The 26,040-nt window shown below is 74.3% G+C and carries 21 protein-coding genes; 12 read left to right on the top strand and 9 right to left on the bottom strand.

Features of this window, described 5'->3' with window-relative positions; all coding sequences use genetic code 11:
* Positions 1–61 precede the first annotated feature (61 nt).
* The 3 genes from AB2U05_RS05440 (at position 62) to AB2U05_RS05430 (ending at position 3,560) form a co-directional block, all read left to right on the top strand.
* The gene (locus tag AB2U05_RS05440) at positions 62–940 is read left to right on the top strand and encodes a M24 family metallopeptidase (protein WP_369182561.1); all 879 of its coding nucleotides are present in this window, start codon (positions 62–64) and stop codon (positions 938–940) included.
* Positions 937–2,670: an SDR family oxidoreductase gene (locus AB2U05_RS05435; protein ID WP_369182560.1), complete on the top strand. Its 1,734-nt coding sequence runs from the start codon at positions 937–939 to the stop codon at positions 2,668–2,670. Before AB2U05_RS05440 ends, AB2U05_RS05435 begins: the two co-directional genes overlap by 4 nt.
* 173 nt (positions 2,671–2,843) lie before the next feature.
* Positions 2,844–3,560 (top strand): hypothetical protein, encoded by a 717-nt coding sequence (locus AB2U05_RS05430; RefSeq protein WP_052707616.1) that lies wholly within the window; start codon positions 2,844–2,846, stop codon positions 3,558–3,560.
* Positions 3,561–3,694: 134 nt separating this feature from the next.
* Here AB2U05_RS05430 and AB2U05_RS05425 read toward each other — a convergent pair whose 3' ends face one another.
* From AB2U05_RS05425 to AB2U05_RS05400, 6 genes are all read right to left on the bottom strand, one after another.
* Positions 3,695–3,988, bottom strand: a complete 294-nt coding sequence (locus AB2U05_RS05425) for a hypothetical protein (RefSeq protein ID WP_045701531.1) — start codon at positions 3,986–3,988, stop codon at positions 3,695–3,697.
* An 87-nt stretch (positions 3,989–4,075) separates the two neighbouring features.
* Entirely contained in the window at positions 4,076–5,260 is a 1,185-nt protein-coding gene (locus tag AB2U05_RS05420) for an XdhC family protein (protein WP_369182559.1), read from the bottom strand.
* 129 nt (positions 5,261–5,389) lie between these two features.
* Positions 5,390–6,880 carry an NCS2 family permease gene (locus AB2U05_RS05415; protein ID WP_045701536.1) on the bottom strand — a complete coding sequence of 497 codons (1,491 nt, stop codon included), beginning with the start codon at positions 6,878–6,880 and terminating at the stop codon, positions 5,390–5,392.
* Between the two features lie 285 nt (positions 6,881–7,165).
* A complete protein-coding gene (pucD, locus tag AB2U05_RS05410; protein WP_369182558.1) occupies positions 7,166–9,532 on the bottom strand; it encodes a xanthine dehydrogenase subunit D in 2,367 nt (788 codons plus the stop codon).
* Positions 9,529–10,020: a (2Fe-2S)-binding protein gene (locus AB2U05_RS05405; protein WP_045704474.1), complete on the bottom strand. Its 492-nt coding sequence runs from the start codon at positions 10,018–10,020 to the stop codon at positions 9,529–9,531. Before AB2U05_RS05405 ends, pucD begins: the two co-directional genes overlap by 4 nt.
* On the bottom strand, positions 10,017–10,913 hold the full coding sequence (locus tag AB2U05_RS05400; protein ID WP_045704476.1) for a xanthine dehydrogenase family protein subunit M: 897 nt from the start codon (positions 10,911–10,913) through the stop codon (positions 10,017–10,019). Before AB2U05_RS05400 ends, AB2U05_RS05405 begins: the two co-directional genes overlap by 4 nt.
* Positions 10,914–11,292: 379 nt before the next feature.
* Between AB2U05_RS05400 and AB2U05_RS05395 the strand changes: the two genes are divergently transcribed.
* The gene (locus tag AB2U05_RS05395) at positions 11,293–12,900 is read left to right on the top strand and encodes a PucR family transcriptional regulator (protein ID WP_045709573.1); all 1,608 of its coding nucleotides are present in this window, start codon (positions 11,293–11,295) and stop codon (positions 12,898–12,900) included.
* Between the two features lie 18 nt (positions 12,901–12,918).
* On the opposite strand, the gene AB2U05_RS05390 is transcribed toward AB2U05_RS05395, so the two are convergent.
* Positions 12,919–14,049: an esterase family protein gene (locus tag AB2U05_RS05390; protein ID WP_045704480.1), complete on the bottom strand. Its 1,131-nt coding sequence runs from the start codon at positions 14,047–14,049 to the stop codon at positions 12,919–12,921.
* A 311-nt stretch (positions 14,050–14,360) separates the two neighbouring features.
* On the opposite strand from AB2U05_RS05390, the gene AB2U05_RS05385 reads away from it, so the two are divergent.
* The 4 genes from AB2U05_RS05385 to AB2U05_RS05370 are packed head-to-tail and all read left to right on the top strand — an operon-like array spanning position 14,361 to position 18,395.
* Entirely contained in the window at positions 14,361–15,380 is a 1,020-nt protein-coding gene (locus tag AB2U05_RS05385; RefSeq protein WP_045704482.1) for a substrate-binding domain-containing protein, read from the top strand.
* A gap of 41 nt (positions 15,381–15,421) precedes the next feature.
* Entirely contained in the window at positions 15,422–16,453 is a 1,032-nt protein-coding gene (locus AB2U05_RS05380; protein ID WP_369185903.1) for an ABC transporter permease, read from the top strand.
* 14 nt (positions 16,454–16,467) lie between these two features.
* A complete protein-coding gene (locus AB2U05_RS05375) occupies positions 16,468–17,292 on the top strand; it encodes an ATP-binding cassette domain-containing protein (RefSeq protein ID WP_107073187.1) in 825 nt (274 codons plus the stop codon).
* Positions 17,293–17,333: 41 nt separating this feature from the next.
* Entirely contained in the window at positions 17,334–18,395 is a 1,062-nt protein-coding gene (locus AB2U05_RS05370) for an ROK family glucokinase (protein WP_045704496.1), read from the top strand.
* 215 nt (positions 18,396–18,610) lie between these two features.
* On the opposite strand, the gene AB2U05_RS05365 is transcribed toward AB2U05_RS05370, so the two are convergent.
* Positions 18,611–19,258: a hypothetical protein gene (locus tag AB2U05_RS05365; RefSeq protein WP_369182557.1), complete on the bottom strand. Its 648-nt coding sequence runs from the start codon at positions 19,256–19,258 to the stop codon at positions 18,611–18,613.
* A gap of 312 nt (positions 19,259–19,570) precedes the next feature.
* Here AB2U05_RS05365 and ggt point away from each other — a divergent pair, with 312 nt between their 5' ends.
* The 3 genes from ggt (at position 19,571) to AB2U05_RS05350 (ending at position 23,092) form a co-directional block, all read left to right on the top strand.
* Positions 19,571–21,358 (top strand): gamma-glutamyltransferase, encoded by a 1,788-nt coding sequence (gene ggt, locus AB2U05_RS05360; RefSeq protein ID WP_369182556.1) that lies wholly within the window; start codon positions 19,571–19,573, stop codon positions 21,356–21,358.
* Positions 21,359–21,503: 145 nt separating this feature from the next.
* Entirely contained in the window at positions 21,504–22,307 is an 804-nt protein-coding gene (locus AB2U05_RS05355; protein WP_369182555.1) for an exodeoxyribonuclease III, read from the top strand.
* Positions 22,308–22,486: 179 nt separating this feature from the next.
* Complete coding sequence (locus AB2U05_RS05350) at positions 22,487–23,092, top strand: hypothetical protein (RefSeq protein ID WP_045704494.1); 606 nt, start codon at positions 22,487–22,489, stop codon at positions 23,090–23,092.
* Positions 23,093–23,205: 113 nt separating this feature from the next.
* Here the strand turns inward: AB2U05_RS05350 and AB2U05_RS05345 are convergent, their stop codons facing one another.
* Positions 23,206–23,967, bottom strand: a complete 762-nt coding sequence (locus tag AB2U05_RS05345; RefSeq protein ID WP_063773605.1) for a lysoplasmalogenase — start codon at positions 23,965–23,967, stop codon at positions 23,206–23,208.
* Positions 23,968–24,173: 206 nt separating this feature from the next.
* Between AB2U05_RS05345 and AB2U05_RS05340 the strand changes: the two genes are divergently transcribed.
* The gene (locus tag AB2U05_RS05340) at positions 24,174–25,964 is read left to right on the top strand and encodes a DUF2398 family protein (RefSeq protein WP_369182554.1); all 1,791 of its coding nucleotides are present in this window, start codon (positions 24,174–24,176) and stop codon (positions 25,962–25,964) included.
* Positions 25,965–26,040 lie beyond the last annotated feature (76 nt).

Raw genomic sequence — 26,040 nt, 5'->3', positions numbered from 1 at the left:
GGCACCGGCCAGGACCGCCACCGGCCCGAACCCGCACCGGCCCGAACCACTAGGAGCCCCGATGGCAGCGATGCCCGCCTTCCCCTACACCGAGAGCGACCTCGCCCGCTTCCGGGAGGTCCAGCAGCTCGCCTACCACTGCGCCGAGCAGGTCGCGGCGTGGATCGAACCGGGCGTCACCGAGCGGCAGACGACGGCGGAGCTGCGCCGCCGCCTGGTCGCCGCCGGGGTGCAGGACTTCTTCCACGTCCCGTTCGCCTGGTTCGGCGACCGTACGGCGTTCCGGCACTTCCGCACCCCGCTGCAGTTCTTCGCCGGCAGCCGCCGCCTGGCGGAGGGCATGCCGTACGTGCTGGACTGCGCGCCGATCGTGGACGGCTACACGGCCGACATCGGCTACGGCGGCAAGGTCGGCGAGAACCGGGTCTGGGACCGCCTGGCCGCCGACCTCGCGGTGTACCGCGAGCTGATCCTGGCCGAGGTGCGCGCCCGCAAGCCGCTGAACGAGGTGTACGCGGCCGTGGACGCGCAGATCGCCGCGCACGGCTACGACAACCGCCACCGAGTGTACCCGGGCCGGGTGATCGGCCACCAGGTGACCCGGACCACCGTGCGCGGCCCGGCCGGGGTGAACGTGTTCGGCTTCGGCGTGCGCACCCTGCAGACCCTCGGCCGCGAGCTCGTCACCGAGCGCCTGCACGGCCGTTCGCCGCTGTGGGCGGACGGCCGCTCGTCCCGGCACGCGCCCACCCCGGGCCTGTGGGCGGTCGAGCCGCACATCGGCTTCCGGGGCGTGGGCATCAAGTTCGAGGAGCTGCTGGTGGTCACCGAGGACGACGCCCACTGGCTCGACGACGACCTGCCGCACGTCCGCCGCTGGACGGCCGCCGGGCAGGAAGCGACCAGCACCCGGACCGATGCCGTGGAGGCCGCCCGATGAGCACCCCGACCCGCCGCCGGACCGTCCGCTCCGGCGGCCTGTCGCTCGCCGTCTTCGAGCAGGGCGACCCGGCCGCCCCCACCGTCCTGCTGGTGCACGGCTACCCGGACACCCACGCCGTCTGGGACGACGTCGCCGCCGACCTCGCCCGCGACCACCACGTGGTCCGCTACGACGTGCGCGGCGCCGGCGAGTCCGGCGCGCCCGCCGGCCGGGACGGCTACCGGCTGGAGCACCTGGCCGAGGACCTGTTCGCCGTCGCCGAGGCCGTCAGCCCGGACGAGCCGGTCCACCTGGTCGCCCACGACTGGGGCTCGATCCAGTCCTGGGAGGCCGTCACCGCGCCCGGCGCCGAGCGGTGGATCGCCTCCTACACCACCATGTCCGGCCCCTGCCTGGACCACACCGGCCACTGGCTGCGCCACCGCCTGCGCCGGCCCACCCCGCGCCACCTGGGGCAGCTGCTCCGCCAGGGCCTGCGCTCCTGGTACATCACCGCCTTCCACCTGCCCTACCTCGCCCCGGCGGCGTGGCGCCTCGGCCTGGCCCGGGCCTGGCCGCGGGTGCTGCGTGACCTGGAGCACGTCACCCCGCGCGCCGGCCACCCGGGGCCGAGCCTGCGCCGCGACGCCGTCCGCGGCATCGAGCTGTACCGGGCCAACTTCCGCCCCACCATGGGCCGTCCGCGCGAGCGGCCGACCGAGGTGCCGGTCCAGCTGGTCACCCTGACCCGGGACCGCTACGTGGGCACCTACCTCTCCGAGGGGCTGGAGCGCTGGGTGCCGAACCTGACCCGAAGGACGCTGCACGCCGGCCACTGGTCGGCGCTGCTGGAGAAGGGAGCCACCGTGGCCGGACTGGTCCGCGAGTTCACCGCCCGCACCGCCGCCGAACGGGCGGGGAACGGCCGACCGGCCGAGGGCGACGGCCGGTTGGCCGTGGTGACCGGCGGCGGCAGCGGCATCGGGCGGGCCACCGCGCTCGCCCTCGCCGAGGACGGCGCCCGGGTGGTGGTCTGCGACCTCGACCTCGCGGCCGCCGAGCGCACCGCCGAACTCGCCTCGCTGGTCGGCCCGAAGGCACACGCCTACCGGGTGGACGTCGCGGACGGCGCCGCGATGGACGCCTTCGCCCAGGCCGTCGCCGCCGAGCACGGCGTGCCCGACGTGCTGGTCAACAACGCGGGCATCGGCCACTCCGGGACGTTCCTGCAGACCACCGAGAAGGAGTGGCAGCGCGTCCTGGACGTCAACCTGTGGGGCGTCATCCACGGCTGCCGCGCCTTCGGCACGCTGATGGCCGACCGCGGCCGGGGCGGCCACCTGGTCAACGTCTCCTCGGCGGCCGCCTACCTGCCGTCCAAGGCGCTCACCGCCTACGCCACCAGCAAGGCCGCCGTCTTCATGCTCTCCGACTGCCTGCGCGCCGAGTTCACCGCCCACGGCATCGGCGTCTCCACCATCTGCCCCGGCATCGTCAACACCAACATCACCCGCACCTCCACCTTCTCCGCCACCACCGCCGCCGAGCAGGCCGCCAAGCAGGCCCGCGCGGCCCGGCTCTACGCCCGCCGCGGCTTCCCGCCGGAGAAGGTCGCCGACGCGATCGTGCGCGCCGTCCGCACCGGCCGGGCGGTCGTCCCGGTCACCCCGGAGGCGAAGGTCGCGCGGTTCCTGTCCCGGCTCAGCCCCGGACTGCTGCGCCTCGCCGCCCGCCTCAACGTGACCTGAGGCGGCCCGACATGACGCGGCATGGGCCGAGACGGCGCCACCCGGCGTGACGGCTCCTGATAGTGACTGACGCAACTCACAAACGGAGTGTCAGCTTCCTGCCAAAGCCCCCTGGTCAGTGTCGGTCCGCCCGTAGGCTTACCGGCAGGTAACCAGTGAGGGGAACACGAACTGTGAAGAAGCGTCTGGTTTCGGTAGCGCTCGGTGCGGCCGGTCTGCTCATGGCGATGGCCCCGGGAGCCGTCGCGGCACCGGCCGCCGACGCGCCGAGCGCCCAGAGCTGCGAGGGCGTGACGCTCACCGGCTCGCTGCCGGTCCCGCCCGCGGGCACGACCGTCCAGCAGACGGTGACGATCGGACCGGACTGCAAGCCGCAGGAGGGCCCGGTCTCCTACGTCCCGACCGCCCAGGGCACCCAGACCGCGCAGGCCCGCACGGCCCGGGCCGCCAAGGCCCTGGCGGCCGCGGGCGACACCACCGTCGCCGGCCACCGCAAGGTCACCAGCGCCAGCGAGATGTACGACTGCTGCAACATCCGCATGACCGGCCTCTACACCACCTCCGACTGGGACGTCGCGAACGGCCGGATCACCACCGCCGCCACCACCGCGACCCAGGGCTTCAACCGCGAGCCGTGGAACGCCGGCTGGTCGGTCGCCTCCGCCACCAACAGCGACGACTGCACCACGGACTGTGCCGTCACCAACTCCCAGGCCCGCGCGGACTTCTCCTACAAGGGCATCTTCGACCCGACCGGCCTGTGGTACGGCAACACCCACACCACCTCGGTGACCCTCAACCCCGACCTCACCTACAGCTGCACCTTCGACGTCCAGCTGCGCCACACCTTCATCGGCTGGAACTGGCAGCGCTCCTGCAAGACCGCCTGACCCACCCGGTGACGTGATCGCGAAGGCCTCCCGGCCCCGCCCCGAGCGGAGCCCGGAGGCCTTCGCCACAGCTGCCGGGCCTTCGCCGCGACCTTCAGCCCTTCGCCGCGGCGTTCAATCCTTCGCCGCGACCTTCAGCCCTTCAGCCGCCGCAGCCCTTCGAAGAGCTCGTCGGCGGTCATGCAGATGTGGAGGTCGACGGTGGCGTTCAGCTGCTGCCAGAACGGTTCGGCGATGGACGGCAGCGAGGCCTCGTCCGCGACGTTCACCACCATCACCATGGACCGGCGGCCTCTCCGGTTGAGGAAGTAGGCCGCCTCCGGCTTGAGTTGGGCCAGCATCTGCTGGACCCCTTCGGTGATCGATCCGTCGCTGACGAGCTTGTTCGAGGTCGCGGTGTCGAGTTCGACCTCCAGCAGGGCGCGCATGGTCCCCGCTCCTTCCCCGGGCTCGGGGCGAGTCCGCAACTCCAGCCTCCCGCCAACGCGGTGGCCACGCAACGTCACCCGCCCTCGTCACGCGGCGTGCGGCGAACGGCTCCCGGCCGGTTCCTTCGCCGGCGTCGCCAGGTCGTGGTGGATCGGCCCGTTCCCGGCGCTCAGCGGCAGGCAGCTGCCGCCGCGCCGGTGGGCGACGATCTCGGCGGCGACCGACACCGCCGTCTCCTCCGGGGTGCGCGAGCCCAGGTCGAGCCCGATCGGGGAGCGCAGCCGGGCCAGTTCGGCGTCGCTCAGCCCGGCCTCGCGCAGCTTGGCCTGCCGCTCCCGGTGGGTGCGGCGCGAGCCCATCGCGCCGACGTAGCCGACCGGCAGCCGCAGCGCCCGCTCCAGCAGCGGGATGTCGAACTTGGCGTCGTGGGTGAGCACGCACAGCACGGTGCGCCCGTCGATCCGGCCGAGCTGCGAGTCGAGGTAGCGGTGCGGCCAGTCGACGACGACCTCGTCGGCGTCCGGGAAGCGACGGGCGGTGGCGAAGACGGGCCGGGCGTCGCAGACGGTGACGCGGTAGCCGAGGAAGCGGCCGATCCGCACCACGGCGGCGGCGAAGTCGATCGCGCCGAAGACGATCATCCGCGGCGCGGGCACGGAGGACTCGACGAAGACGGTGACGGTGCCCCGCCCCTGCTCGTCGCAGGGCCGCCCGTCCAGGCCGAGCACGACCCTGCCGGTGCGCCCGGCGTCCAGCATCGCCCGGGCCTCGGCGACCACGGCGCGCTCCAGCGCGCCGACCGTGGAGGGCCCCGTCGACAGCGCCCCGAACGCCTCCCCGGCGGTGACGGCGAGGCAGGCGCCGACGAGCGCGGCCGGCCCCTCGACGACCCGGGCGAGGGCGACCGGCGTGCCGGCGGCGATCCGGGCGAGGCCGGCGTCCAGCCCGGCGTCGGCGCCGGGCACGACCGGCTGGACGAACACGTCGAGGACCCCGCCGCAGGTCAGCCCGACCGCGAAGGCGTCCTCGTCGCTGTAGCCGAAGCGCTCCAGCACCGGTTCGCCGCTCTCGATCGCCGCCAGGCACAGCTCGTACACGGCGCCCTCGACGCAGCCGCCGGAGACGCTGCCGACCGCCTCGCCGGCCGCGTCCACGGCCAGCGCCGCCCCGGGGTCGCGCGGGGCGCTGCCGGAGACGCCGACGACGGTGGCCACGGCGAAGGAGCGCCCCGAGGCGTGCCAGGCCTGCAACTGCTCGGCGATGTCCTGCATGGCGGAGTGCTCCTTACCCATTCTCGACAGTAGCGGGGGTGCCGCCGTACGGGAAACGATCCCGTACGGCGGCGGTGGTGCGTGAATCCGGCCGGGGCCCCGACCCGGCCGGCCGCGGCAGGAGTCGGGTCAGTGCACGCCCAGCCAGGACTTGACCGGCGTGAGCGCGAAGTACACGACGAACACCGCCGTGAGCACCCACATCAGCGCCCCGGGCTCGCGCCACCGCCCCCGCCCGGCCTTGAGCACGGTGTACGAGATGACGCCGGCCGCGACGCCCGCGGTGATGCTGTAGGTGAACGGCATCAGCACGCAGGTCAGGAAGGCGGGGATGGCGACCTCGCGGTCGGACCAGTCGATGTGCCGGGCCTGGCTCATCATCATCGAGCCGATCACCACCAGCGCGGCCGAGGCGACCTCGACCGGGACGATCCCGGCCAGCGGCGAGAAGAACAGCATCAGGGCGAACAGGCCGCCGGTGACGGCGGAGGCGAGGCCGGTGCGGGCGCCGTCGCCGACGCCGGTGGCGGACTCGACGAAGACGGTCTGCCCGGAGGCGCCGGCCAGGCCGCCGACCGCGCCGCCGGCGCCGTCGATGAACAGCGCCTTGGACAGGCCGGGCATCCGGCCGCGCTCGTCCGCCAGCCCGGCCTCGGTGCCGACGCCGATGATGGTGGCCATCGCGTCGAAGAAGCCGGCCAGCACCAGGGTGAACACGGCGACGGAGGCGCTGATCGCGCCCATGCCACGGGCGCCGAAGGCGCCGAACAGGTCGACGTGGCCGAACAGGCCGAAGTCGGGCGCGGAGACGGGGCTGCCGGGCCACACCGGCACCGAGCTGCGCCAGGCGGCGGCGGGCACGTGGGCGAGCTTGTTGACGGCGACGGCGAGCACGGTGCCGCCGGCGATGCCGAACAGGATCGCGCCGCGCACGCCGCGCGCCATCAGCACGAAGATCGCGAGCAGGGTGGCGCAGAAGACGGCGACCGGCCAGCCGGTGAGTTCGCCGGACGGGCCGAGCGAGAGCGGGGTGGGCCCGCCGGTGTGCACGAAGCCGGCCTTGTAGAGGCCGATGACGGTGACGAACAGGCCGATGCCGATGGTGATCGCGTGCTTGAGCGGCAGCGGGATGCCGTTCATGATCTTCTCGCGCAGTCCGGAGACGACCAGCAGCACGATCAGCAGGCCGTAGATCACGCACAGGCCCATGGCCTGCGGCCAGGTGGTGTGCGGTACGACGAGCGCGGAGACGGCGCCGGAGACGGAGAGGCCGGCGGCCAGGGCGAGCGGCACGTTGCCGACCAGGCCCATCAGGATCGTGGTGACGGCGGCCGCGAGGGCGGTGGCCGTGGTGAGCGCGGCGTGGTCGAGCTTGGCGCCGGTGACGTCGGCGCCGCCGAGGATCAGCGGGTTGAGCAGGACGATGTACGCCATCGCCATGAAGGTGGTGAGGCCGCCGCGCAGTTCTCCCGCGAGGGTCGACCCCCGGGCGGAGATCTTGAAGTACGCGTCCAGCGCGTTCGTCGCGCGAGGGGGCGCGGCGGGGGGCGAGGGGTGGGTCTCGCCCCCGGTGGCTCTGTCTGCTTCGGTGGTGCCGGGCTCCGTGGGGATCCTGGTCATGTCCACTCCCAAGTGTCAAAGGGGGTTGGGGTGGGCGAGCCGACCTGACGACCGATCACGGGGGCAGGGGGACGTTTCGACTCACGGTGCGGTGTGGGGGTGGTGCGGTGTGGGGGTGGTGCACCGTCGCGGCGCCCCGGCGTGGGCGGCGCGGCAGGGTGGAGCGGGGTGGAGCGGGGTGGGGCGGGGTGGGGCGGGGCGGGGCCCGAAGGGGAGCCTCCGGGGGAGGCCCCGGGGCGGCCGGGAAGACGCGGTGCCGCCCCGGGGCCGACCGAACTCCCGGGCTCAGCCCGGCTGTTCGGTGGTCAGGTGCTCGGGCCGGACCGGGATGCGGTTCAGCGCCAGGCCGGTGGCGTTGCGGATGGCCGCCACGATCGAGGGCGTCGCCGAGACGGTCGGCGCCTCGCCGACCCCGCGCAGCCCGTACGGGGCGTGCGGGTCTGGCAGTTCGAGGATCTCCACCGGGATCGGGGGGGTGTCGAGGATGGTGGGGATCAGATAGTCGGTGAAGGAGGCGTTGCGGACCTTGCCGTCCCGCAGCACGATCTCCTCCATGACGGCGAGGCCGAGTGCCTGGGTGCAGCCGCCCTGGATCTGGCCGACCACGGAGAGCGGGTTGAGGGCCTTGCCGACGTCCTGGACGGCGGTCAGCTCGACCACCTTGACCAGGCCCAGCTCGACGTCCACGTCCACCACGGCGCGGTTGGCGCAGAAGGTGTACTGGACGTGGCCGAAGCCCTGCCCGGTCTCCTTGTCGAAGGGCACGGTGGGCCGGTGGTGGTGCTCGCGGGTCTGCTCGATGGCCTCGTCGCCGAGCAGGTCGACCATGGAGACCAGGGCGCCCGCGCTCGCCGAGACGACCTTGCCGCCGGCCAGCGACAGGTCGTCGTGGGTCCAGCCGTAGCGGCGCCGGCCCTTGTCGATCAGCTCCCGCCGCACCGCCTCGGCGGCCAGCTTCACCGCGCCTCCGGTCATGTACGTCTGGCGGGAGGCGGAGGTGGAGCCGGCCGAGCCGACCGCGGTGTTCGCCGGGTGGATGGTGACCTGCTCGACGCCGAGCTCGGTGCGGGCGATCTGGGCGTGCACGGTGACGCCGCCCTGCCCGACCTCGGCCATCGCGGTGTGCACCAGCGCGACCGGCTCGCCGCCGATCACCTCCAGCCGCACCCGGGCGGTGGAGTAGTCGTCGAAGCCCTCGGAGAAGCCGACGTTCTTGATGCCGACCGAGTAGCCGACGCCGCGCACGATGCCCTCGCCGTGCGAGGTGTTGGACAGCGCGCCCGGCAGCCGGCGCACGTCCAGGTGCGTGGTGTCCAAGGGCGGCGGCAGCGGCATCTCCTTGGCCCGGCGCAGCAGTTCGGCGACCGGCGCGGGCGCGTCGATCTCCTGCCCGGTGGGCATCCGGTCGCCCTGGGAGACGGCGTTGAGCTGCCGCAGCTCCACCGGGTCCATGCCGAGTTCGACGGCGAGCTTGTCCATCTGCGACTCGTAGCCGAACGCCGCCTGCACCGCGCCGAAGCCGCGCATCGCCCCGCAGGACGGGTTGTTGCTGTACAGCGCGATGGCGTGCATCCGCACGTTCGGGATGACGTACGGGCCGTGCCCGAGCGAGGCGGCGTTGCCGACCACGGCGGGGGAGGCGGAGGCGTAGGCGCCGCCGTCCAGCACGATCCGGCAGTCGGCGTAGACGAGCCGGCCGTCGCGGGTGGCGCCGTGCTCGTAGTGCATCCTCGCCGGGTGGCGGTGGACGTGGCCGAAGAAGGACTCGTCCCGGGAGTACACGATCTTGACGGGCTTGCCGGTGTGCAGGGCCAGCAGGCAGGCGTGGATCTGCATCGACAGGTCCTCGCGGCCGCCGAACGCGCCGCCGACGCCGGCCAGGGTGAGCCGGACCTTCTCCTCCGGCAGGCCGAGCACCGGGGCCATCTGCTCGCGGTCGACGTGCAGCCACTGGGTGGCGATGTAGAGGTCGACGCCGCCGTCCTCGGCGGGCACCGCGAGGCCGGACTCCGGACCGAGGAAGGCCTGGTCCTGCATGCCGACCTCGTAGTCGCCGCTGACGACCACGTCGGCCATCGCCCGCACCTCGTCGGTGACGCCGAGGCCGGAGACCAGCTTCTGCTCGTGGCAGATGTTGCCGTACGCGTGGGACTTGTACTCGTGCGGCTCGTGCACGTAGCCGTGCACCTCGGGGTGCAGGCACTGCTCCTCGGTGACGATCGGGGTGAGCACCTCGTACTCGACGGCGATCTTCTTCACCGCGCGCCGGGCCGTCTCCGGGTGGTCGGCGGCGACCAGGGCGATCGCCTCGCCGTGGTAGCGGACCTGGTCGATGGCCAGGGCCGGCTGGTCCCGGATCTCCAGGCCGTAGTACTTGGAGCCGGGGATGTCCTCGTGGGTGAGGACGGCGTACACGCCGGGCACCTTGAGCGCCTCGGTGATGTCCACCGACAGGATCCGGGCCCGGGGGTGCGGCGAGCGCAGGGCCGTGCCCCACAGCATGTCCTCGTGCCACAGGTCGGAGGAGTACGCGAACTCGCCGCGCACCTTCAGGTTGCCGTCCGGGCGCAGCGGCGAGCCGCCGATGCCGTCCTTGGCCGCCTGGCCGATGTTCTGCAGGTTCTTCTGGCCCTGGATGGTGCGCGCGTTCATGCCGAGCCGTCCCTCTCGCCGGCGCACTTGCGGGCCGAGGCCAGCCGCACCGCGTCCATGATCTTCTCGTAGCCGGTGCAGCGGCACAGGTTGCCGGACAGCGCCTCGCGGATGTCGTCGTCGCTGGGCTGCGGGTCGTCGGCCAGCAGCGCGTCGGTCTGCACCAGCAGGCCGGGGGTGCAGAAGCCGCACTGGACGGCTCCGGCGTCGACGAACGCCTGCTGCACGAGGCCGAGTTCGCCCTCCTCGCCGGCCAGGCCCTCGACGGTGCGCACCTCGCGGCCCTGCACCTGCCCGGCCGCGACCAGGCACGAGCAGACCGGCACGCCGTCCAGGTAGACGGTGCAGGAGCCGCACTCGCCCTGCTCGCAGGCGTTCTTCGAGCCGGGCAGGCCGACGCGTTCGCGCAGCACGTAGAGCAGGCTCTCGCCGGCCCACACGTCGTCGGCCTCGACCGGCTTGCCGTTCGCGGTGAACGTGACCCTCATGCCGCGCTCCCAACCTGTTCGATCTGCTTGCGGTAGTCGTTCCAGCACCAGGTGAGGGTGCGGCGGGCCATCACGGCCAGGGCGTGCCGGCGGTACTCGGCGGTGCCCCGGACGTCGTCGATGGGGGAGGCGGCGGCCTTCACCAGTTCGCCGAACCGCTGCACCACCTCGGAGCCGAGCAGGGCGCCGCTCTCCCACAGGCCGCGCTCGGCGAGCACGCCCCGCAGGTACTCCTCGGCCTCGACGGCGCGGCGCGGGGTGGGGGCGGCCGAGCCGATGCCGGTGCCGACGGTGCCGTTCCTCGGGTGCAGCGCGAAGCCGAACGCGCAGACGGCGATGACCATCGCGTTGCGGGTGCCGATCTTCGAGAACTGCTGGGGGCCGTCCGCCACGGGGACGTGCACGGCGCGGATCAGCTCGTCCGCCGCCAGGCAGTTGCGCTTCACGCCGACGTAGAAGTCGTCGATCGGGATCATCCGGGTGCCGCGCACCGAGGCGGCCTCGACGTACACGTCCCGCCCGGCGGCCAGCAGCGCCGGGTGGGAGTCGCCGGCCGGGGAGGCCGCGCCCAGGTTGCCGCCGACGCTCCCGCGGTTGCGGATCTGCGGCGAGCCCACGGTGTGCGCCGCCAGCGCGAGCCCGGGCAGCGGCCCGGCCAGCTCGTCGATGATCCGCGCGTACGGGACGGCCGCGCCGAGCCGTACGACGCCGCCGTCCTCCGTCCACTGGGTGAGTTCGCGGACGCGGTTCAGGTCGAGAATCGCGGATGGCCGGTGCACGTCGAAGTTCAGCTCGACCATCACGTCCGTGCCGCCCGAGATGGGCAGCGCGCTCGGGTGCTCGGCCTTCGCCGCGAGTGCCTCGTCCCAGGTGGCGGGCCGAAGGAACTCCATGCGGGTGTCTCCTCAAGTCTTCGCCCGCCGGGTCTCCGGCGGCGTGTCGCCCAGTGAACCCCTGTGACGCGGCCCACTGGCAGTCACCGATGGCATGAAGCCCCGGCTGTGGCCCGGCCCGGCATCCTGTACGTTCCTCTAAGGAGGTCGATCGCGCGGCCCGGCCCGTCCGCCGGGCGCTACCTACGACCGTAATCCGGCCGTGACGGGCGGTCCACGGAGCGGCGCCGGGGTGCCCGCCGGCACGTCACCCCCGGGCGCGGATGTCACGTCACCCGGAGCACGGATGTTCGGGCACACTGTGACCCCCGGGCCCGACGTCCCGGCTCTCCACCCCCACCCCACGCCCACCCCTCCCCAAGCCCGAAGGAGTCCGCGGATGCGCGTCCGTGACCTGCTCGCCCCCGGTGCCCCGCGCCTGCGCCTGCTCGCGGCCGAGGAGGAGCTGGACCGGCAGGTCGGCGGCGTGATGACGACGGACCTGCAGGACCCCGGCCGCTACCTGCACGGCGGCGAACTGGTCCTCACCGGCATGCTCTGGCGCACCGGCCCGGCCGACTCCGAGCGCTTCGTGCGCACCCTCGCGGCCGGCGGCGCCGTCGCCCTCGCGGCCGGCGAGGCCGAGGTCGGCCCGGTGCCCGAGGACCTGGTCGAGGCCTGCCGCCGGCACCGGATGCCGCTGCTGGCCGTCCCCGACGACATCGCCTTCGGCACCGTCACCGAGTTCATCGGCCGCCAGGTCTCCGCCGACCGCGCCGCCGACCTCGCCGCCCTCGTCGACCGGCACCGCCTGCTGGTCTCCGCGGCCGGCGGCGGCGGCCTCGACGCCGTGCTGGACCTGCTCGGCGGCGACCTCGACCTCGACTGCTGGGTGCTCACCCCCACCGGCGCGGTGATCGCCGGGCCCGCCGACCGGCTCGGCGCCGAGGACCGCGACCAGCTCGTCCGCGCCCACCTCGCCGCCCAGCGCCAGCGCCGCCGCCCCCCGCACCGCGCCCGGCTGGCCGGCGGCGCCTACTCGCTGCTGCCCGCGCCCGCCTCCGCCGAGCACGAGGCGCCGCTGGCCGACTGGGTGCTCGCCGTCGCCGGCGACGTCACCGAGTGGACGGCCAAGCGCCAGCAGCTCGCCGAGAACCTCGCCCGGCTGGTCGCCGCCGAGCGCCACCGCCGCGACGAGGGCCGCCGGCTGCGCCGCCGCCTCGCCGACGAACTGCTCGCCCTGCTGCGCCGCGACGCCGACCCGGCCGAGATCGGCCGCGCCCTGTACGCCTCCTCGGCGATGGCCGCCCGCTACGAGGGCCCCGACCCCAAGTCACCGGCGCAGGAGGCCTCCTGGCTGGTCGTCAGCGCCGAGGGCACCGGCCTGCCCGAGGGCGCCGTACGGGCCGTCCTGGAGGAGGCGGTCGGCGGCACCACCGACCGCGCCCTGGTCGCCGGGACGGGCGCCGGCGCCGTCGTGGTGATGCCCGCCCCGGACGGCCCGCAGTCCGCCAAGACCCCGGCCGCGGAGGCGCTGCGCGCCCTGCTCGCCCCGCTGGAGGCCGGGCTCGGCTCGGAGGGCCGGATCACCGTCGGCGTCTCCGCCCCCGCCGCCGAGTCCGGCGGCCTGCGCGGCGCCCTGGAGGAGGCCCGGCACGCCCGCCGGATCGCCGCCGCCCGGATCGGCCGGGTCTGCGTGGCCGGCCCCGAGGAGCTGGCCTCGCACGTGCTGCTGCTGGCCGCCGTCCCGGACGAGGTGCGCCGCGCCTTCCGCGGCCGGCTGCTGGACAAGGTCATCGCCTACGACCTGGAGCACCAGGCGGACCTGGTCCGCACCCTGGAGGCCTTCCTGCGCTCGGACGGCTCCTGGACGCGCTGCGCCGCCCAGCTGCACGTCCACGTCAACACGCTGCGCTACCGGATCGGGCGGATCGAGGAGCTGACGGGGCGGGACCTGTCCCGGCTGGAGGACCGGGTGGACTTCTACCTGGCGCTCGAACTGGCCTGAGCGTCCTTCCCGGGGGTCCTACTGGGGCGGGATGATGCCGGTCAGCCACTCGAAGATGCCCGGCACCATGGTCTTCCACAGCTCGGTGGTGTGCGGGCCGTTGGTCTCCTGGACCTGGACCTTCGTCGGGTCCTTGGCCGCCGCGGCGAGCGCCTGGCCGTCCTCCAGGCCGTCGCCCTTCTTGCCGCTGATGTACAGCGAGACCTTCGGCGGGGTCTGGGCGGCCTTCAGGATGTTGACCGGGTTGTTGGCCTCGCGCAGCTTCGGGTCCTTGCCGACCAGCGAGTCCGACTCGGTGCCCGGGTCGTTGTAGCCGGACATCGAGATGGCGGCGCGGTAGCGGTTGGGGTGGGCCAGCGAGATCTTGGCCGCGCAGTGGGCGCCGGCCGAGTAGCCGGCGATCGCCCAGCGGTCGGCGGACGGGTCGGCGCGGAAGTTGTCCATCACCATCTGCGGCACGTCCCGGGTGATCCACGCGTCGGCGTTGACCTTGCCGGGGATGTCGGTGCAGCCGGCGTCCTGGTGCTGCAGCAGCAGGGTGCGCGGCGAGACCAGGATGAACGGCGAGACCTTGCCCTGCTGCATCAGCGGCTTGAGCTGCTCGGACACCTTGAGGGTGCCGTACCAGGTGGAGGAGGAGCCGGGGTAGCCGGGGATCAGCTCGACCACCGGGAACTTCTTGTCCTTGTACGCCGGGTCGTTGTACTGCGGCGGCAGCCAGACCAGCACCTCGCCGTCGACGCCGGAGACCTGGCCCTTCAGCTCGGTCTTCTGGACGTCCCCGGGCACCGCCGGGTCGCCCACCCCGGCGAACTTCTGCATCACCTTCGGCGGCTGCTTGGCCGCGTCGCCGCTGCCGCCGCCCTTGCCGCCGTCGGCGTCCAGCGGGGGCACCGAGGGCACGGCCCGGACGTGGTCCCCGGTGCCGAGCAGGTCGTCCCAGTTGCCGTAGATCAGGTTCGCGTTGTTCACCATCACGAAGACCATCAGCACGGCGGTGATCTGGCAGAACATGATCATGACCAGCCGGGACAGGATCCGCACCGGCCGCGGCCCGCGCACCTTGCCCCAGAACACCAGCGCGACCGCGATGGCCACCGGCACCAGGATGACGGTGAGGACGAAGAACGGCGTTCCTGTGAGTTGCATCAAGCTCTCGTATCCGGGTCGCTGGCCGCCCGGGCCCCACGCGCCCGAACGCACTCCAATGGCATCGGACGGTGGAAAACCGGCGATCGGTTGCCGTCCGAATCTGTGCGGAACCTGAGAGGAACATCACGCGGGCGTGATGATCCCCTTTCGGGTCGGCGCATAGTCTGCCACCCGAACGGGTGTCGTCCGGACCACGCGTCCAGCGAACTTCCAGGAAAGGTCCCCCGGAGCACCTTACCCCGGGTACCGTGCGCGCTGCCGGGCGAGGCGGTGCGAGCCCGCACGGCCCGGGCAGAGAGACTAGGGGGATGAGCACAACCCGCTTTCGCCCCTCGCGCCGCTTCTGGCCCGTCTGCGCCGTCCTGGCCCTCGCGGTCACCGCGGCCGGTTGCAGCAGTACCGGAGGCAGACGCGCCGAGGAGGCCCGCGCCAAGGCCGCGGCCGCCGCCGGCGGCGCCGTCACGACCCCGCGCTGGAAGGTCGCCATGGTGACCCACGCCGGAGCCGGCGACGCCTTCTGGGACAGCGTGCGCAAGGGCGCCGAGCAGGCCGCCGCCAAGGACAACATCACCTTCCTGTACTCCAACGACGCGCAGACCCAGAACCAGGTCCAGCTCGTCCAGGCCGCCATCGACCAGAAGGTCGACGGCCTGCTGGTCACCCTCGCCAAGGGCGACGCCATGGCCGACGTCCTCGCCAAGGCCAAGGCCGCCGGCATCCCGGTGATCACCGTCAACTCCGGCCAGGAGTACTCCGCGAAGTTCGGCGCCCTCACCCACATCGGCCAGGACGAGGCCACCGCCGGCCAGGCCGCCGGCGCCCAACTCGCCTCCCGCGGCCGCAAGAACGTCCTGTGCGTCATCCACGAGCAGGGCAACGTCGGCCAGGAGCAGCGCTGCGGCGGCGCCCAGGCCAAGGCCGGCGCCGGCTTCCAGGTCCTCTACGTCAACGGCGTCGACATGCCCGACGCGCGCGCCGCGATCTCCGCCAAGCTGCAGGCCGACCAGTCCATCGACACCGTGCTCACCCTCTCCGGCCCGATGGCCGCCACCGGCCTGCAGGCGATCCAGGACGCCCGCCGCCCGGTCGAGCTGGACACCTTCGACCTGGGCCCGCAGGTCGTCGCCGGGCTGAAGTCCGGCAGCGTCGGCTTCGCCGTCGACCAGCAGCCCTACCTCCAGGGCTACGAGGGCGTCGACCTGCTGTGGCTGTACCGGTCCAACCTGGACATGCTCGGCGGCGGCAAGCCCGTCGAGACCGGCCCGCAGATCCTCACCAAGGACAACGCCGACGCGCTCGCCGAGTACGTCGCGAGGGGGACGCGTTGAGCACCCCCTCCGGTACCCCCTCCTCCGGTACCCCGTCCGACCTGCTGTCCCGGGACGGCCTCGTCCAGGACCGCCCGGCGGCCCTGCGCCGGCTCCTGGCCCGCCCCGAACTGGGCTCGCTGATCGCCGCCGTCGCCGTCTTCACGGTCTTCGCCGCGGCCGCCGAGCCCTTCCTGCGGGTCTCCTCGCTGGGCACCGTGCTGTACGCCGCCTCCACCATCGGGATCATGGCCGTACCGGTCGCCCTGCTGATGATCGGCGGCGAGTTCGACCTCTCGGCCGGCGTGCTGGTCACCACCGCCGCGCTGACCTCCTCGATGGTCTCCTACCAGTTCACCGCGATCACCTGGGTCGGCGTGCTGGTCTCGCTCGTCACCACGCTGGCGATCGGCTGGTTCAACGGCTGGATGCTCGGCCGCACCAAGCTGCCCAGCTTCATCGTCACCCTCGGCACCTTCCTGATGCTGACCGGCGCCAACCTCGGCGTCACCAAGGCGATCTCGGGCACGGTCTCGACCAAGTCGATCGCCGACATGCAGGGCTTCGAGTCCTGCCGGTGGCTGTTCGCCTCCGAGGTCACCGTCGGCGGACTGACCGTCAAGGCCACCGTGTGGTGGTGGCTCGGCCTGCTCGCGGTCGGCAGCTGGGTGCTGCTGCGCACCCGCTTCGGCAACTGGATCTTCGCGGTCGGCGGCGACGCGGCCGCCGCCCGCGCGGTCGGCGTGCCGGTCGCCCGGACCAAGACCGTGCTCTACCTCGGCGTCGGCTTCGGCGCGTGGGTGCTCGGGCAGCACCTGCTGTTCTCCTTCGACACCGTGCAGTCCGGCGAAGGCGTCGGCAACGAGCTGATCTACATCGTCGCGGCCGTCATCGGCGGCTGCCTGATCACCGGCGGCTACGGCTCGGTGGTCGGCTCCGCGCTCGGCGCGCTGATCTTCGGCATGGCCAGCAAGGGGATCATCTACGCCCAGTGGAACCCGGACTGGTTCAAGTTCTTCCTCGGCGCGATGCTGCTGCTGGCCGCGCTGCTGAACGCCTACGTCAAGCGCACCGCCGAACGGGGGCCGCGATGAACACGGGGGCCGCGATGAACACCGAACTCCTGTCGCTGGAAGGCGTCGGCAAGTCCTACGGGACGGTCCGGGCGCTCCAGGACGTCTCGCTGACCCTGCACGCCGGCGAGATCAGCTGCGTGCTCGGCGACAACGGCGCCGGCAAGTCCACCCTCATCAAGATCATCGCCGGGCTGCACAGGCACGACGAGGGCCGCTACACGGTCGGCGGCGAGGAGGTCCGCCTCGACTCGCCGCGCCAGGCCCTGGACCTCGGCATCGCCACCGTCTACCAGGACCTCGCCGTCGTCCCGCTGATGCCGGTGTGGCGCAACTTCTTCCTCGGTTCCGAGCAGGGCCTGCGCCGCTGGGGCGGCCTGCGCCTGGACGCCGACGGCATGCGCGCCACCACCCGCGAGGCGCTCGCCCGGATGGGCATCGACCTGCACGACGTCGACCGGCCGATCGGCACCCTCTCCGGCGGCCAGCGCCAGTGCGTGGCGATCGCCCGCGCCGTGCACTTCGGCGCCAAGGTGCTGATCCTGGACGAGCCGACCGCCGCGCTCGGCGTCAAGCAGTCCGGGGTCGTGCTCAAGTACGTGACCGCGGCCCGCGACGCCGGGCTCGGCGTCGTCCTGATCACCCACAATCCGCACCACGCGTACCTGGTCGGCGACCACTTCACCCTGCTCAAGCGCGGCCGGATGGCCGGCAGCCACCCCCGCGCCGAGATCGGCCTGGAACAGCTCACCACCGAGATGGCCGGCGGCTCCGACCTCGCCGAACTCTCCCACGAGCTGGCCCGGCCCCCGGCGTCCCCCGATTCCGCCACTTCCCGTGAGGAGCGTCCGCAGCCGTGACCGGCACCCCAGGCGGCACCCGGCCGCCCGTCCTGCCCACCCTGCTCGGCCTCGGCCCGCGCGCCGAGCGCCGCCGCCGCGCCCTGCCCGCCGGGATACTGCGGTTGCCCACCATCGGGGTCGACATCGGCGGCACCAAGGTGGTCGCGGGAGTCGTCGACGGCGAGGGCAAGGTGCTGGAGAAGCTGCGCACCGACACCCCCGACAAGAGCAAGAGCCCCAAGGTCGTCGAGGACGTCATCGTCGAGCTGGTGCTGCAGCTCGCCGACCGGCACGACGTCCACGCGGTCGGCATCGGCGCGGCCGGCTGGGTCGACGCCGACCGCTCCCGGGTGCTCTTCGCCCCGCACCTCAACTGGCGCAACGAACCGCTCCAGCAGGCGCTCAGCGAGCGGCTGCGCTTCCCGGTGATCGTCGAGAACGACGCCAACGCGGCCGCCTGGGCCGAGTGGCGCTTCGGCGCCGGGCGCGGCGAGGACCACATGGTGATGCTCACCCTCGGCACCGGCATCGGCGGCGCCGTCGTCCGGGACGGCTACGTCGACCGCGGGAAGTACGGCCTGGCGGGCGAGTTCGGGCACATGCAGGTGCTGCCCGGCGGCCACCGCTGCCCGTGCGGCAACCGCGGCTGCTGGGAGCAGTACTCCTCCGGCAACGCGCTGGTGCGCGACGCCCGGGAGCTCGCCGCCGAGGAGTCCCCGGTGGTGCAGCCGCTGCTCGCCCGGGCCGGCGGCACGGCGGACGGCATCACCGGGCCGCTGGTCACCGAGGCCGCGCGGGACGGCGACCCGACCGCGATCGAGCTGCTCTACGAGGTCGGCACCTGGCTCGGCGTCGGCATCGCCAACCTGGCCGCCGCGCTCGACCCGGGCCGCTTCGTCATCGGCGGCGGCGTCTCCGAGTCGGGCGACCTGCTGCTCGGCCCGGCCCGGGACACCTTCCGCCGCACCCTCACCGGCCGCGGCTTCCGCCCGGAGGCCACCATCGTGCACGCCGCCCTCGGCAACGAGGCCGGCCTGGTCGGCGCCGCCGACCTCGCCCGACAGGTCGCCCGCCGCTTCCGCACCATCAAGCGGCGCCGGGTGGAGCGCACGGCGCTGTAGCGGTGGAGCGCGGCGGGGCCTCCCGCCCGCCCCGGCCCCGCCGCCCCGTTCGAGGGGCGGCGGGGCCGAACGTCGACGGCCGTCGACGTTCGGCCGACACGGTTCGGCGAACAGAGTTCAGCGAACAGAGTTCAGCGAACAGATTTCAGCTGACAACTTTCAACTTTCAGCGAACAACTTTCAGAGAACGTCTTCTGTCATCTGTTCGCCGGAACTCAGCCCGCCGACTTCCAGCGGTCCCGTCCGTCGCTGCCGGGGCCGCAGACCATCGGGGTGCCCTTGGTGGTGACGCCGGTCGCGCCGGTGGGGGAGCAGAAGGATCCCGGGTGAACGGTGCCAGCTGTGCCCCCACCCGAAGCGGATCCGCCGGAGGTCGAGCCTCCAGGGTCGGATCCTCCGGATGTCGAGCCGCCGGTGCCGCCGCCGGACGATGAACTGCCGCCGCCCGTAGCGCCGTTGCCCGGGCTGGCGGGCTGCACGGTGGGGTGCGGCGCGGGCCGGGGCGCCGCCGGGGTCGGTGTCCCGGGGTGGGGCGGGGGAGCCTGGGTCGGCGTCGGCGGTTCCGGCGCGGGCGTGGCCGTCCGCGTGGGTGTCGCCGTGGGCGTCGGGTCCGGCGTGGGTGCCGGGGCGGTGGGTGGCGTCTCGGCGGACGGGCTGGAGGTGGCCGTGGCCGTGGCCGCGACCGGAGCCGGGGCGGGCGAGTGGTCGGCCGGCTTGGGCCCGGCGAGGGCGCCGATCCACACCAGGCTGCAGAACGCCGCGACCGCAGTGCTGGTGACCTTGCGCCACAGCGGGCGGGGCCAGGTCCACGCGATCGCGAAGGCCGCGAATGGGAACACCACGAAGCTGGCGGCGTGCAGCACGCGGTGCTGCCACCAGGGGCGGTGCGGCGCAGCCGCCGGAAGTCGGGAGGGCGTGGGCGGGGGAGGTGGCGGATACATGGAGGAACGGAGTCCTTCCGGCGACGGGTTCGTGGTGAACCCCCGCACCGTACAGAGGCCGTTTGAGGGGACGGTTCGGTATGTCCGGAATCGATTCCGGACCGTGATCTCCGGCCGGCTCACCGGCCGACCGCCTCCGCCGCGTCAACTACCCGTTGGTAGCCGCGCGGTGTGGTTGTCGGATGGTGTCCGGCTGTGGAACAACAGAGGTGACGTCGACTCAGGAGGACTCGGATGAGGGCTCTGACCCGTCTTGCGCCATCGCTGCTGCTCGCCACCGCCCTGGTCTGGGCCAACGCGGGCCCGGCCGGGGCGGCCGCCCCGCCGCCGAAGGTGCCGGAGGCGGTCGGCTGGGGCGGGGCCGTCGCCACCGTCGACGCGGACGCCACCGCGGCCGGGGTCGAGGTGCTGCGCCAGGGCGGCAACGCGGTGGACGCGGCGGTCGCCGCCGCGGCGGCCCTCGGGGTCACCGAGCCGTACTCCTCCGGCATCGGCGGCGGCGGGTACTTCGTCTACTACGACCACGCCACCGGTCGGGTGCACACCATCGACGGCCGCGAGACCGCCGGCCGCACCGCCGACAGCGGGCTGTTCCTGGAGGACGGAAAACCGCTGCCGCTCCCCGACGCCGTCACCAGCGGCCTGTCGGTCGGCGTCCCCGGCACCCCCGCCACCTGGGACGCCGCGCTGCGGCAGTGGGGCACCCGGTCGCTCGCCGAGAACCTGCGGCCCGCCGAGCGGATCGCCGAGAACGGCTTCGTCGTCGACGACACCTTCCGCGGCCAAACCGCCGACAACTACGACCGGTTCAAGGACTTCCCGGCCACCGCGAAGCTCTACCTGCCGGGCGGCAGACCCCCCGGGGTCGGCACCGTCCTGCGCAACCCCGACCTCGCCGCCACCTACCGGCTGCTCGGCAAGGACGGCGTCAAGGCCTTCTACCAGGGGCAGTTGGCGACCGACATCGCCAACACCGTGCAGCATCCGCCAGTTGACCCGGCGTCAGGTCGCAAGGCCCGCCCCGGCAAGGTGGACGCCGCCGACCTCGCCGCCTACCGGGTCCGCGACCAGGCCCCCACCCACGTCGGCTACCGCGACTACGACGTCTACTCGATGGCCCCCTCCAGCTCCGGCGGCACCACGGTCGGCGAGGCGCTGCACATCCTGGAGGACGGCGACCTCTCCACCGCCGGCGGCACGCAGTACTACCACCACTTCCTGGAGGCCTCCCGGATCGCCTTCGCCGACCGCAACCGCTGGGTCGGCGACCCGGCGTTCAGCGACGTCCCCACCCGGCAACTGCTCTCCGAGCGCTACGCCGCCTCCCGGGCCTGCCTGATCAGCCCCGACCACGCCCTCACCAGCCCGCTCGCCCCCGGCGACCCGCGCCACCCGGCGGACTGCGCCGAGGACGGCCCGGCCGTCGCCGAGCCGTACGAGGGCCCCAACACCACCCACCTGACGGTCGCCGACCGCTGGGGCGACATCGTCTCCTACACCCTCACCATCGAGCAGACCGGCGGCAGCGGCATCACCGTCCCCGGCCGGGGCTTCCTGCTCAACAACGAGCTGACCGACTTCGACTTCGCCCCGCTCACCGCCGGCGTCCCCGACCCCAACCTGCCCGGCCCGGGCAAGCGGCCGCGCTCCTCGATGTCCCCGACGATCGTGCTGCGGGACGGCGAGCCGCTGCTCGCCACCGGCAGCCCCGGCGGCGCGACCATCATCACCACCACGCTGCAGGTGCTGCTCGGCCGCCTCGACCGCGGCCTGAGCCTGGAGCAGGCGATCGCCGCGCCGCGCGCCAGCCAGCGCAACACCGCCGCCAGCCAGGCCGAGCCCGGCTTCCTCGCCCTGCCCGAGCGGGCCGAACTGGAGGGGCTGGGGCACCGGTTCTCCTCCGTCGCCGAGATCGGCGCCGCCACCGGCGTGGAACGGCTGCCGGACGGCCGGTGGCTGGCCGCCGCCGAACCGGTGCGGCGCGGCGGCGGCTCGGCCGCGGTGGTCCGGCCCGCGGGCTGAGCCGGGCGCCCCGGTCGGGCCCGCCGGGGCACGCGGGCCCGACCGGGCGGGTCTGTCAGTGGCGGGCGGTATGTTCGGGGTGGGCCTTCCTCCGGGAGGGGGAGCCCGCCCCGTCCGTACCGAACCACCGGGAAGGCCGCCCGCCGTGACCGTCCGCATCGCCACCTGGAACATCAACTCCGTCACCGCGCGGCTGCCCAAGCTCCTGGAGTGGCTGGAGAGCGCCAAGCCCGACGTGCTCTGCCTCCAGGAGCTCAAGTGCGCGGCCGACGCCTTCCCGTACGACGAGGTCCGCGAGCTCGGCTACGAGACCGCCGCGCACGGCACCGGCCGGTGGAACGGCGTCGCCATCGTCTCCCGGCTCGGCCTGGAGGACGTCGTGCGCGAGCTGCCCGGCCAGCCCGGCTACCTCGCGGACGGCGCCCTGCTGCCCGACGTCGAACCGCGCGCCATCGCCGCCACCTGCGGCCCGGTGCGGGTCTGGTCGGTCTACGTGCCCAACGGCCGCGAGGTCGGCCACCTGCACTACCACTACAAGCTGGAGTGGCTGGAGGCGCTGCGCAAGGCCTCCGTCGAGGACGCGGCGGGCGAGCGCCCCTTCGCCGTCCTCGGGGACTTCAACATCGCCCCCACCGACGAGGACGTCTTCGACATCGCCGCGTTCGAGGGCCTGACCCACGTCACCCCCGTCGAGCGCGCCGCCCTGGAGGCGCTCGGCGGCATCGGCCTGCACGACGTGGTGCCGCGCCCGCTGAAGTACGACCGCCCCTACACCTACTGGGACTACCGGCAGCTGGCCTTCCCGAAGAACCGCGGCATGCGGATCGACCTCACCTACGCCAACAAGCCCTTCCTCGACGCCGTGACCGACAGCTACGTGGACCGCGAGGCCCGCAAGGGCAAGGGCACCTCGGACCACGCGCCGGTCGTCGTCGACCTCGACCTCTGAGCCGGCGGGCCGCCGGGCCGCCGCCCGTCACCGGTGGTGACGGGCGGTAACCCGAACGGTCCTGAGCGGTGGCCGCGCCTGCGGCGGCTGCCTACCTTCGGGGAGTGACCGGGCACGGTTGTTCGACCACGGGGACGAGGGAGTCCCCGGCCGCGCCCGAGAATCCCGGAGGTTCCGGCATGCGCCCCACGCGTACGGCCGCCGCCGCCCTGCTCGGCGCGACGGTGCTGACCGGTCTGACGGCCCCCCTCGCCACCGCCAGGGACGGCACGGCCTCGGTCAGCCCGTCCCAGGCCGCACCGGGCCAGACCGTGACGGTCACGGTCTCCTGCGAGAAGTCGGACAAGCCCGACGCCAAGACCATCACCGCCCACTCCGCCGCCTTCGAGGGCGGCCCCGCCACCCTCACCCTGGGCGCGGACGGCAAGCACACCGGCTCCGCCCGGCTGGCCTCCGAACACGCCGGCGACAGCAAGGTCGACGGCACCTGCCCGGACGGCGGCGCCTTCGCCACCACCGTCTCGGTCAGCACCGTCGCCGCCCCCGCCGGCTCCTCCGGCCTGGACAAAGGCCTCGGTGACTGGGGCAAGGCGGCCGGCGAGTGGGCCGGCTCGCTCGGCCAGTCCGGTGCCGGCAGCCAGCAGGTCGCGCCGCACGGCGCCGTCAAGACCGGCCTCGGCGGCTCGGTCGCGGCCGACCCGGCGGAGCTGGCCGGCGGCCTCGCGCTCGTCGCGGGCGGCGTCGGCGGCTTCTGGCTGCTGCGGCGGCGCGGGGCCGGTGCCTGATGGCCGACACCCCCGCCGCACCTGCGCGCCGCCGGACCCGCTGACGGGACCTGCGGCACGCAGGTGTGACGGGCGGGCCTCGGCGGGCAGAGGGGGCAGAGGGGACGGGCGGGTCAGGCGAGGGCCGGCTCCGGGAGCCCGGCGGCCCGCTCCCGCTCGACCCGCGCTGTGCGCTCCGTCCGCTCCTCGTGCCCGAGGGTGCCGCTGGCCAGCAGGTACTGGGCCAGGATGTACGTCGCCATGATCCAGAACTGATGCCCCGGCAGCTCCCGCCACTTCGCCAGCTGGGTGGCGATCAGCGTGTCGGACAACAGGAACAGAGCCCCGCCCAGGCCCGTCCGCCAGCCCAGCCCGGCCGACGTGACCGCCGTCGAGGCCAGCAGCAGGCTGTATCCGGCCACCGGCACCTTCAGGTCCCCGAGGTCCGGCCACAACTGCCCGATCATGCCGACCCAGGCCGTCGCGTACGCGGCCGCCACCACCAGGGCCCGGCGCCGGTCGGTGAGCGCGCCGCGCCGCACGAACATGGTCACGTAGCAGACGTGCGCCGCCGCGAAGGAGCCCATGCCGGCCAGGAACGCGGTGTCGTCCTTCAGCTGCAGCAGCACGTCCCCACCCGCGCTCAGCAGCAGGGCGGGCGCCAGCAGCTGCGGCGCCTCCCGCTCGGCGGCCCGCGCCGCCGTCCGGCTGTGCGCGGCCAGCAGTGGCATCAGGGCCGGCTTGGTGGCGTTCTGCAGCACCGACGCCCCGGACAGGATCGAGCCCAGGTGCGCCGCCGAGGTGGCCGCGAAGCCGCCCAGCAGGCCGGAGGCCGAGCGGGAGGCCGAGCGCAGGCGGGTGCCGAGGGCGGCGCGGGCGGTCGTGCGGATGGTCATGCGGCTGCTGCCTCCGTGGTCGGGCGGTGCGGGGGAGATCCACCGACCCTAAGGGAGCCGCTCCGGTGGGGGAAGAGCGGGTTACCGGTGCGTAACCCCGGTGCGGCCCGGCCCGCCGGTCGCGGCGGGACGGCCGGATCCCGTCCCGCCGCGGGCCCGGTTGCTGCCACCGGGTGACCCGGCCACCGTCTAGGCTGGTCTCCGACATGGAGCAGCAGGAGTACGCGGTCGGTGCCACCCGGGTGGCCGCCGGTCGGCCGGACGGGCGAACGGGCGGGGTGGGGGCCACCGACGCCGCCGTTGCCGTACGCGAAGCCGCCGTCCGCGCCGCGTCTGGCGGTGACGGCGCACCCGATGCCGTACCCACGGCCCGCCCTGACGCCACCGCACGTGACGCGGTCGTACGTGACGCCGCCGCACATGACGCCGCCGCAGCACGGGGCGCCGACCCCGAGCTCTCGCCCGACCCGGGCCTGCTGCGGCTCGCCCGCTGGTTCGCCGCCGCCGCGCCCGACACCGCCGACGACCTCTGCACCGCCTCCTTCGGCCTCTACCCCGCCCGGCACTTCGGCGCCCCCGCCGAGTCCGCCGCCGACCCCGAGGTCAGCTGGTGGCACGGCCCCACCGCTCCCGCCGCCCGGCGCCCGCGCGAGGCCCGTACGGACGGCGGGCTGCGCCGCGCCCGGCGCGACGCCGCCGCGCTGCCCGTCGTCCGGTCGGGCGCCAAGCCCGGTCGGCCCGGTCGGCACCGCAGGACCGAGCGCGGCCGCGCGCTCCCGGACGCCCCCGCCACCGCGCAGGATCGTTCCGGCGAGGGCCACACCGCCGCCGAACGCCGGATCGCCGCCCGGCTGCTGCTCGCCCACCCGCTGGTCACCGCCTCCGGCCCGCACGCCGACGGCTTCCCGCTGATCCGCCGTCACCGCGACTGGCTCACCGAGCGCTTCGACACCCTGCTCGGCTACCGGCTCGTCGTCGGCCCCTGGCACGCCCGGCTCCGCAAGGCCGGCCTCGGGCCCGGCGCCGCCCGCCGCCTCGAACACCCCGCCACCGGTGCCCCGTTCACCCCGGCCGCCTACGCCCAACTCGCCCTCGCCCTGGCCCTGTTGGTCGACGCCCCGGAGCAGCTGCGGTACGGGCGGCTGCTCGACGCGATGCGCGCCGCCGCACCCGAACTCGTTGCCGCCCCGGCCGACCTGGCGATGGCCCTCGCCGCCCTCGCCGACTGGCAGGTCCTCGGCGAGCTGCCCGCCGACCCGGCCGACACCGCCTTCCCGCTCACCGTCGACCGCGAGCTCGCCCGCGCCGTCCCGGCCGGCCCGCCCGCCCTCGCGGACGGCCCCGCCGACCTCATCCGCCGCGCGGCCGAGGCCGAACCCGCGACCGCCGTACGGCGCCTGCTCGCCGAAACGCCCGCCGTGCTCGCCGCCGACCTCCCCGAGGACCGCCGCGGCTGGCTGCGCCGGCACCGGCTCAGCGGCCCGGCCGCCCTCGCCGAATTCCTCGGCCTGGAGACCGAGTTGCGCGCCGAGGGTGTCGCCCTCCTGGACCCGGCCGAAGAGCTCACCGACCTCGCCCTGCCCGGCTCCGGCACCCTCGCGCAGGCCGCCCTGCTGCTGGTCGAGTGCCTCGTCGAGGAGGTCCGCCCGCTGCCCGGCGACATCCCGGACGGCGACGTGCCGATCCCCGACGCGCTGATAGACGGCGCCCTCGGCGACGTCGCCGACGAGTACGGCCTGCCCTCCCGCTACCTCGCCGACCGCACCGCCCTGCGCCGCGACGCCCTCGACCTGCTCCACCGCCTCGGCCTGATCACCCCGGCCCCCCGCTCCACCCGGCCGCCCGCCTGGCTCCTGCGCCCCCCGGCCGCCCGCTACGCCCCGGCCCCCGACCTGCACCCCGCCCCCGGCACCGGCCGGCACTCCCGCCCCGCCGTCCCCGTCCCCGTCCCCACCGTCCCCACCGTCCCCACGCCCCGGGACCGCCCCCGCCCGTAGCGCCCGCGCGGGCCTCACGGGCCTCACGCGCCGCCGCCGCGGCGGGGCGTGGGAGAGCGCGCCGGAAAGCCGAGAG

It is taken from the genome of Streptomyces sp. Y1 (genome assembly GCF_041053115.1).
In the GTDB taxonomy this organism is placed as follows: Bacteria; Actinomycetota; Actinomycetes; order Streptomycetales; family Streptomycetaceae; genus Kitasatospora; species Kitasatospora rubellomurina.
The sequence above is the reverse complement of the archived record's forward strand: the minus strand, read 5'-3'. Positions and strand labels throughout refer to the sequence as shown.

Coding starts and splice junctions, on each gene's coding strand:
- AB2U05_RS05440 (WP_369182561.1), top strand. CDS start 62: ATGGCAGCGATGCCCGCCTTCCCCTACACCGAGAGCGACCTCGCCCGC.
- AB2U05_RS05435 (WP_369182560.1), top strand. CDS start 937: ATGAGCACCCCGACCCGCCGCCGGACCGTCCGCTCCGGCGGCCTGTCG.
- AB2U05_RS05425 (WP_045701531.1), bottom strand. CDS start 3,988: ATGCGCGCCCTGCTGGAGGTCGAACTCGACACCGCGACCTCGAACAAG.
- AB2U05_RS05420 (WP_369182559.1), bottom strand. CDS start 5,260: ATGCAGGACATCGCCGAGCAGTTGCAGGCCTGGCACGCCTCGGGGCGC.
- AB2U05_RS05415 (WP_045701536.1), bottom strand. CDS start 6,880: ATGACCAGGATCCCCACGGAGCCCGGCACCACCGAAGCAGACAGAGCC.
- pucD (WP_369182558.1), bottom strand. CDS start 9,532: ATGAACGCGCGCACCATCCAGGGCCAGAAGAACCTGCAGAACATCGGC.
- AB2U05_RS05405 (WP_045704474.1), bottom strand. CDS start 10,020: ATGAGGGTCACGTTCACCGCGAACGGCAAGCCGGTCGAGGCCGACGAC.
- AB2U05_RS05400 (WP_045704476.1), bottom strand. CDS start 10,913: ATGGAGTTCCTTCGGCCCGCCACCTGGGACGAGGCACTCGCGGCGAAG.
- AB2U05_RS05395 (WP_045709573.1), top strand. CDS start 11,293: ATGCGCGTCCGTGACCTGCTCGCCCCCGGTGCCCCGCGCCTGCGCCTG.
- AB2U05_RS05390 (WP_045704480.1), bottom strand. CDS start 14,049: ATGCAACTCACAGGAACGCCGTTCTTCGTCCTCACCGTCATCCTGGTG.
- AB2U05_RS05385 (WP_045704482.1), top strand. CDS start 14,361: ATGAGCACAACCCGCTTTCGCCCCTCGCGCCGCTTCTGGCCCGTCTGC.
- AB2U05_RS05375 (WP_107073187.1), top strand. CDS start 16,468: ATGAACACCGAACTCCTGTCGCTGGAAGGCGTCGGCAAGTCCTACGGG.
- ggt (WP_369182556.1), top strand. CDS start 19,571: ATGAGGGCTCTGACCCGTCTTGCGCCATCGCTGCTGCTCGCCACCGCC.
- AB2U05_RS05350 (WP_045704494.1), top strand. CDS start 22,487: ATGCGCCCCACGCGTACGGCCGCCGCCGCCCTGCTCGGCGCGACGGTG.
- AB2U05_RS05345 (WP_063773605.1), bottom strand. CDS start 23,967: ATGACCATCCGCACGACCGCCCGCGCCGCCCTCGGCACCCGCCTGCGC.
- AB2U05_RS05340 (WP_369182554.1), top strand. CDS start 24,174: ATGGAGCAGCAGGAGTACGCGGTCGGTGCCACCCGGGTGGCCGCCGGT.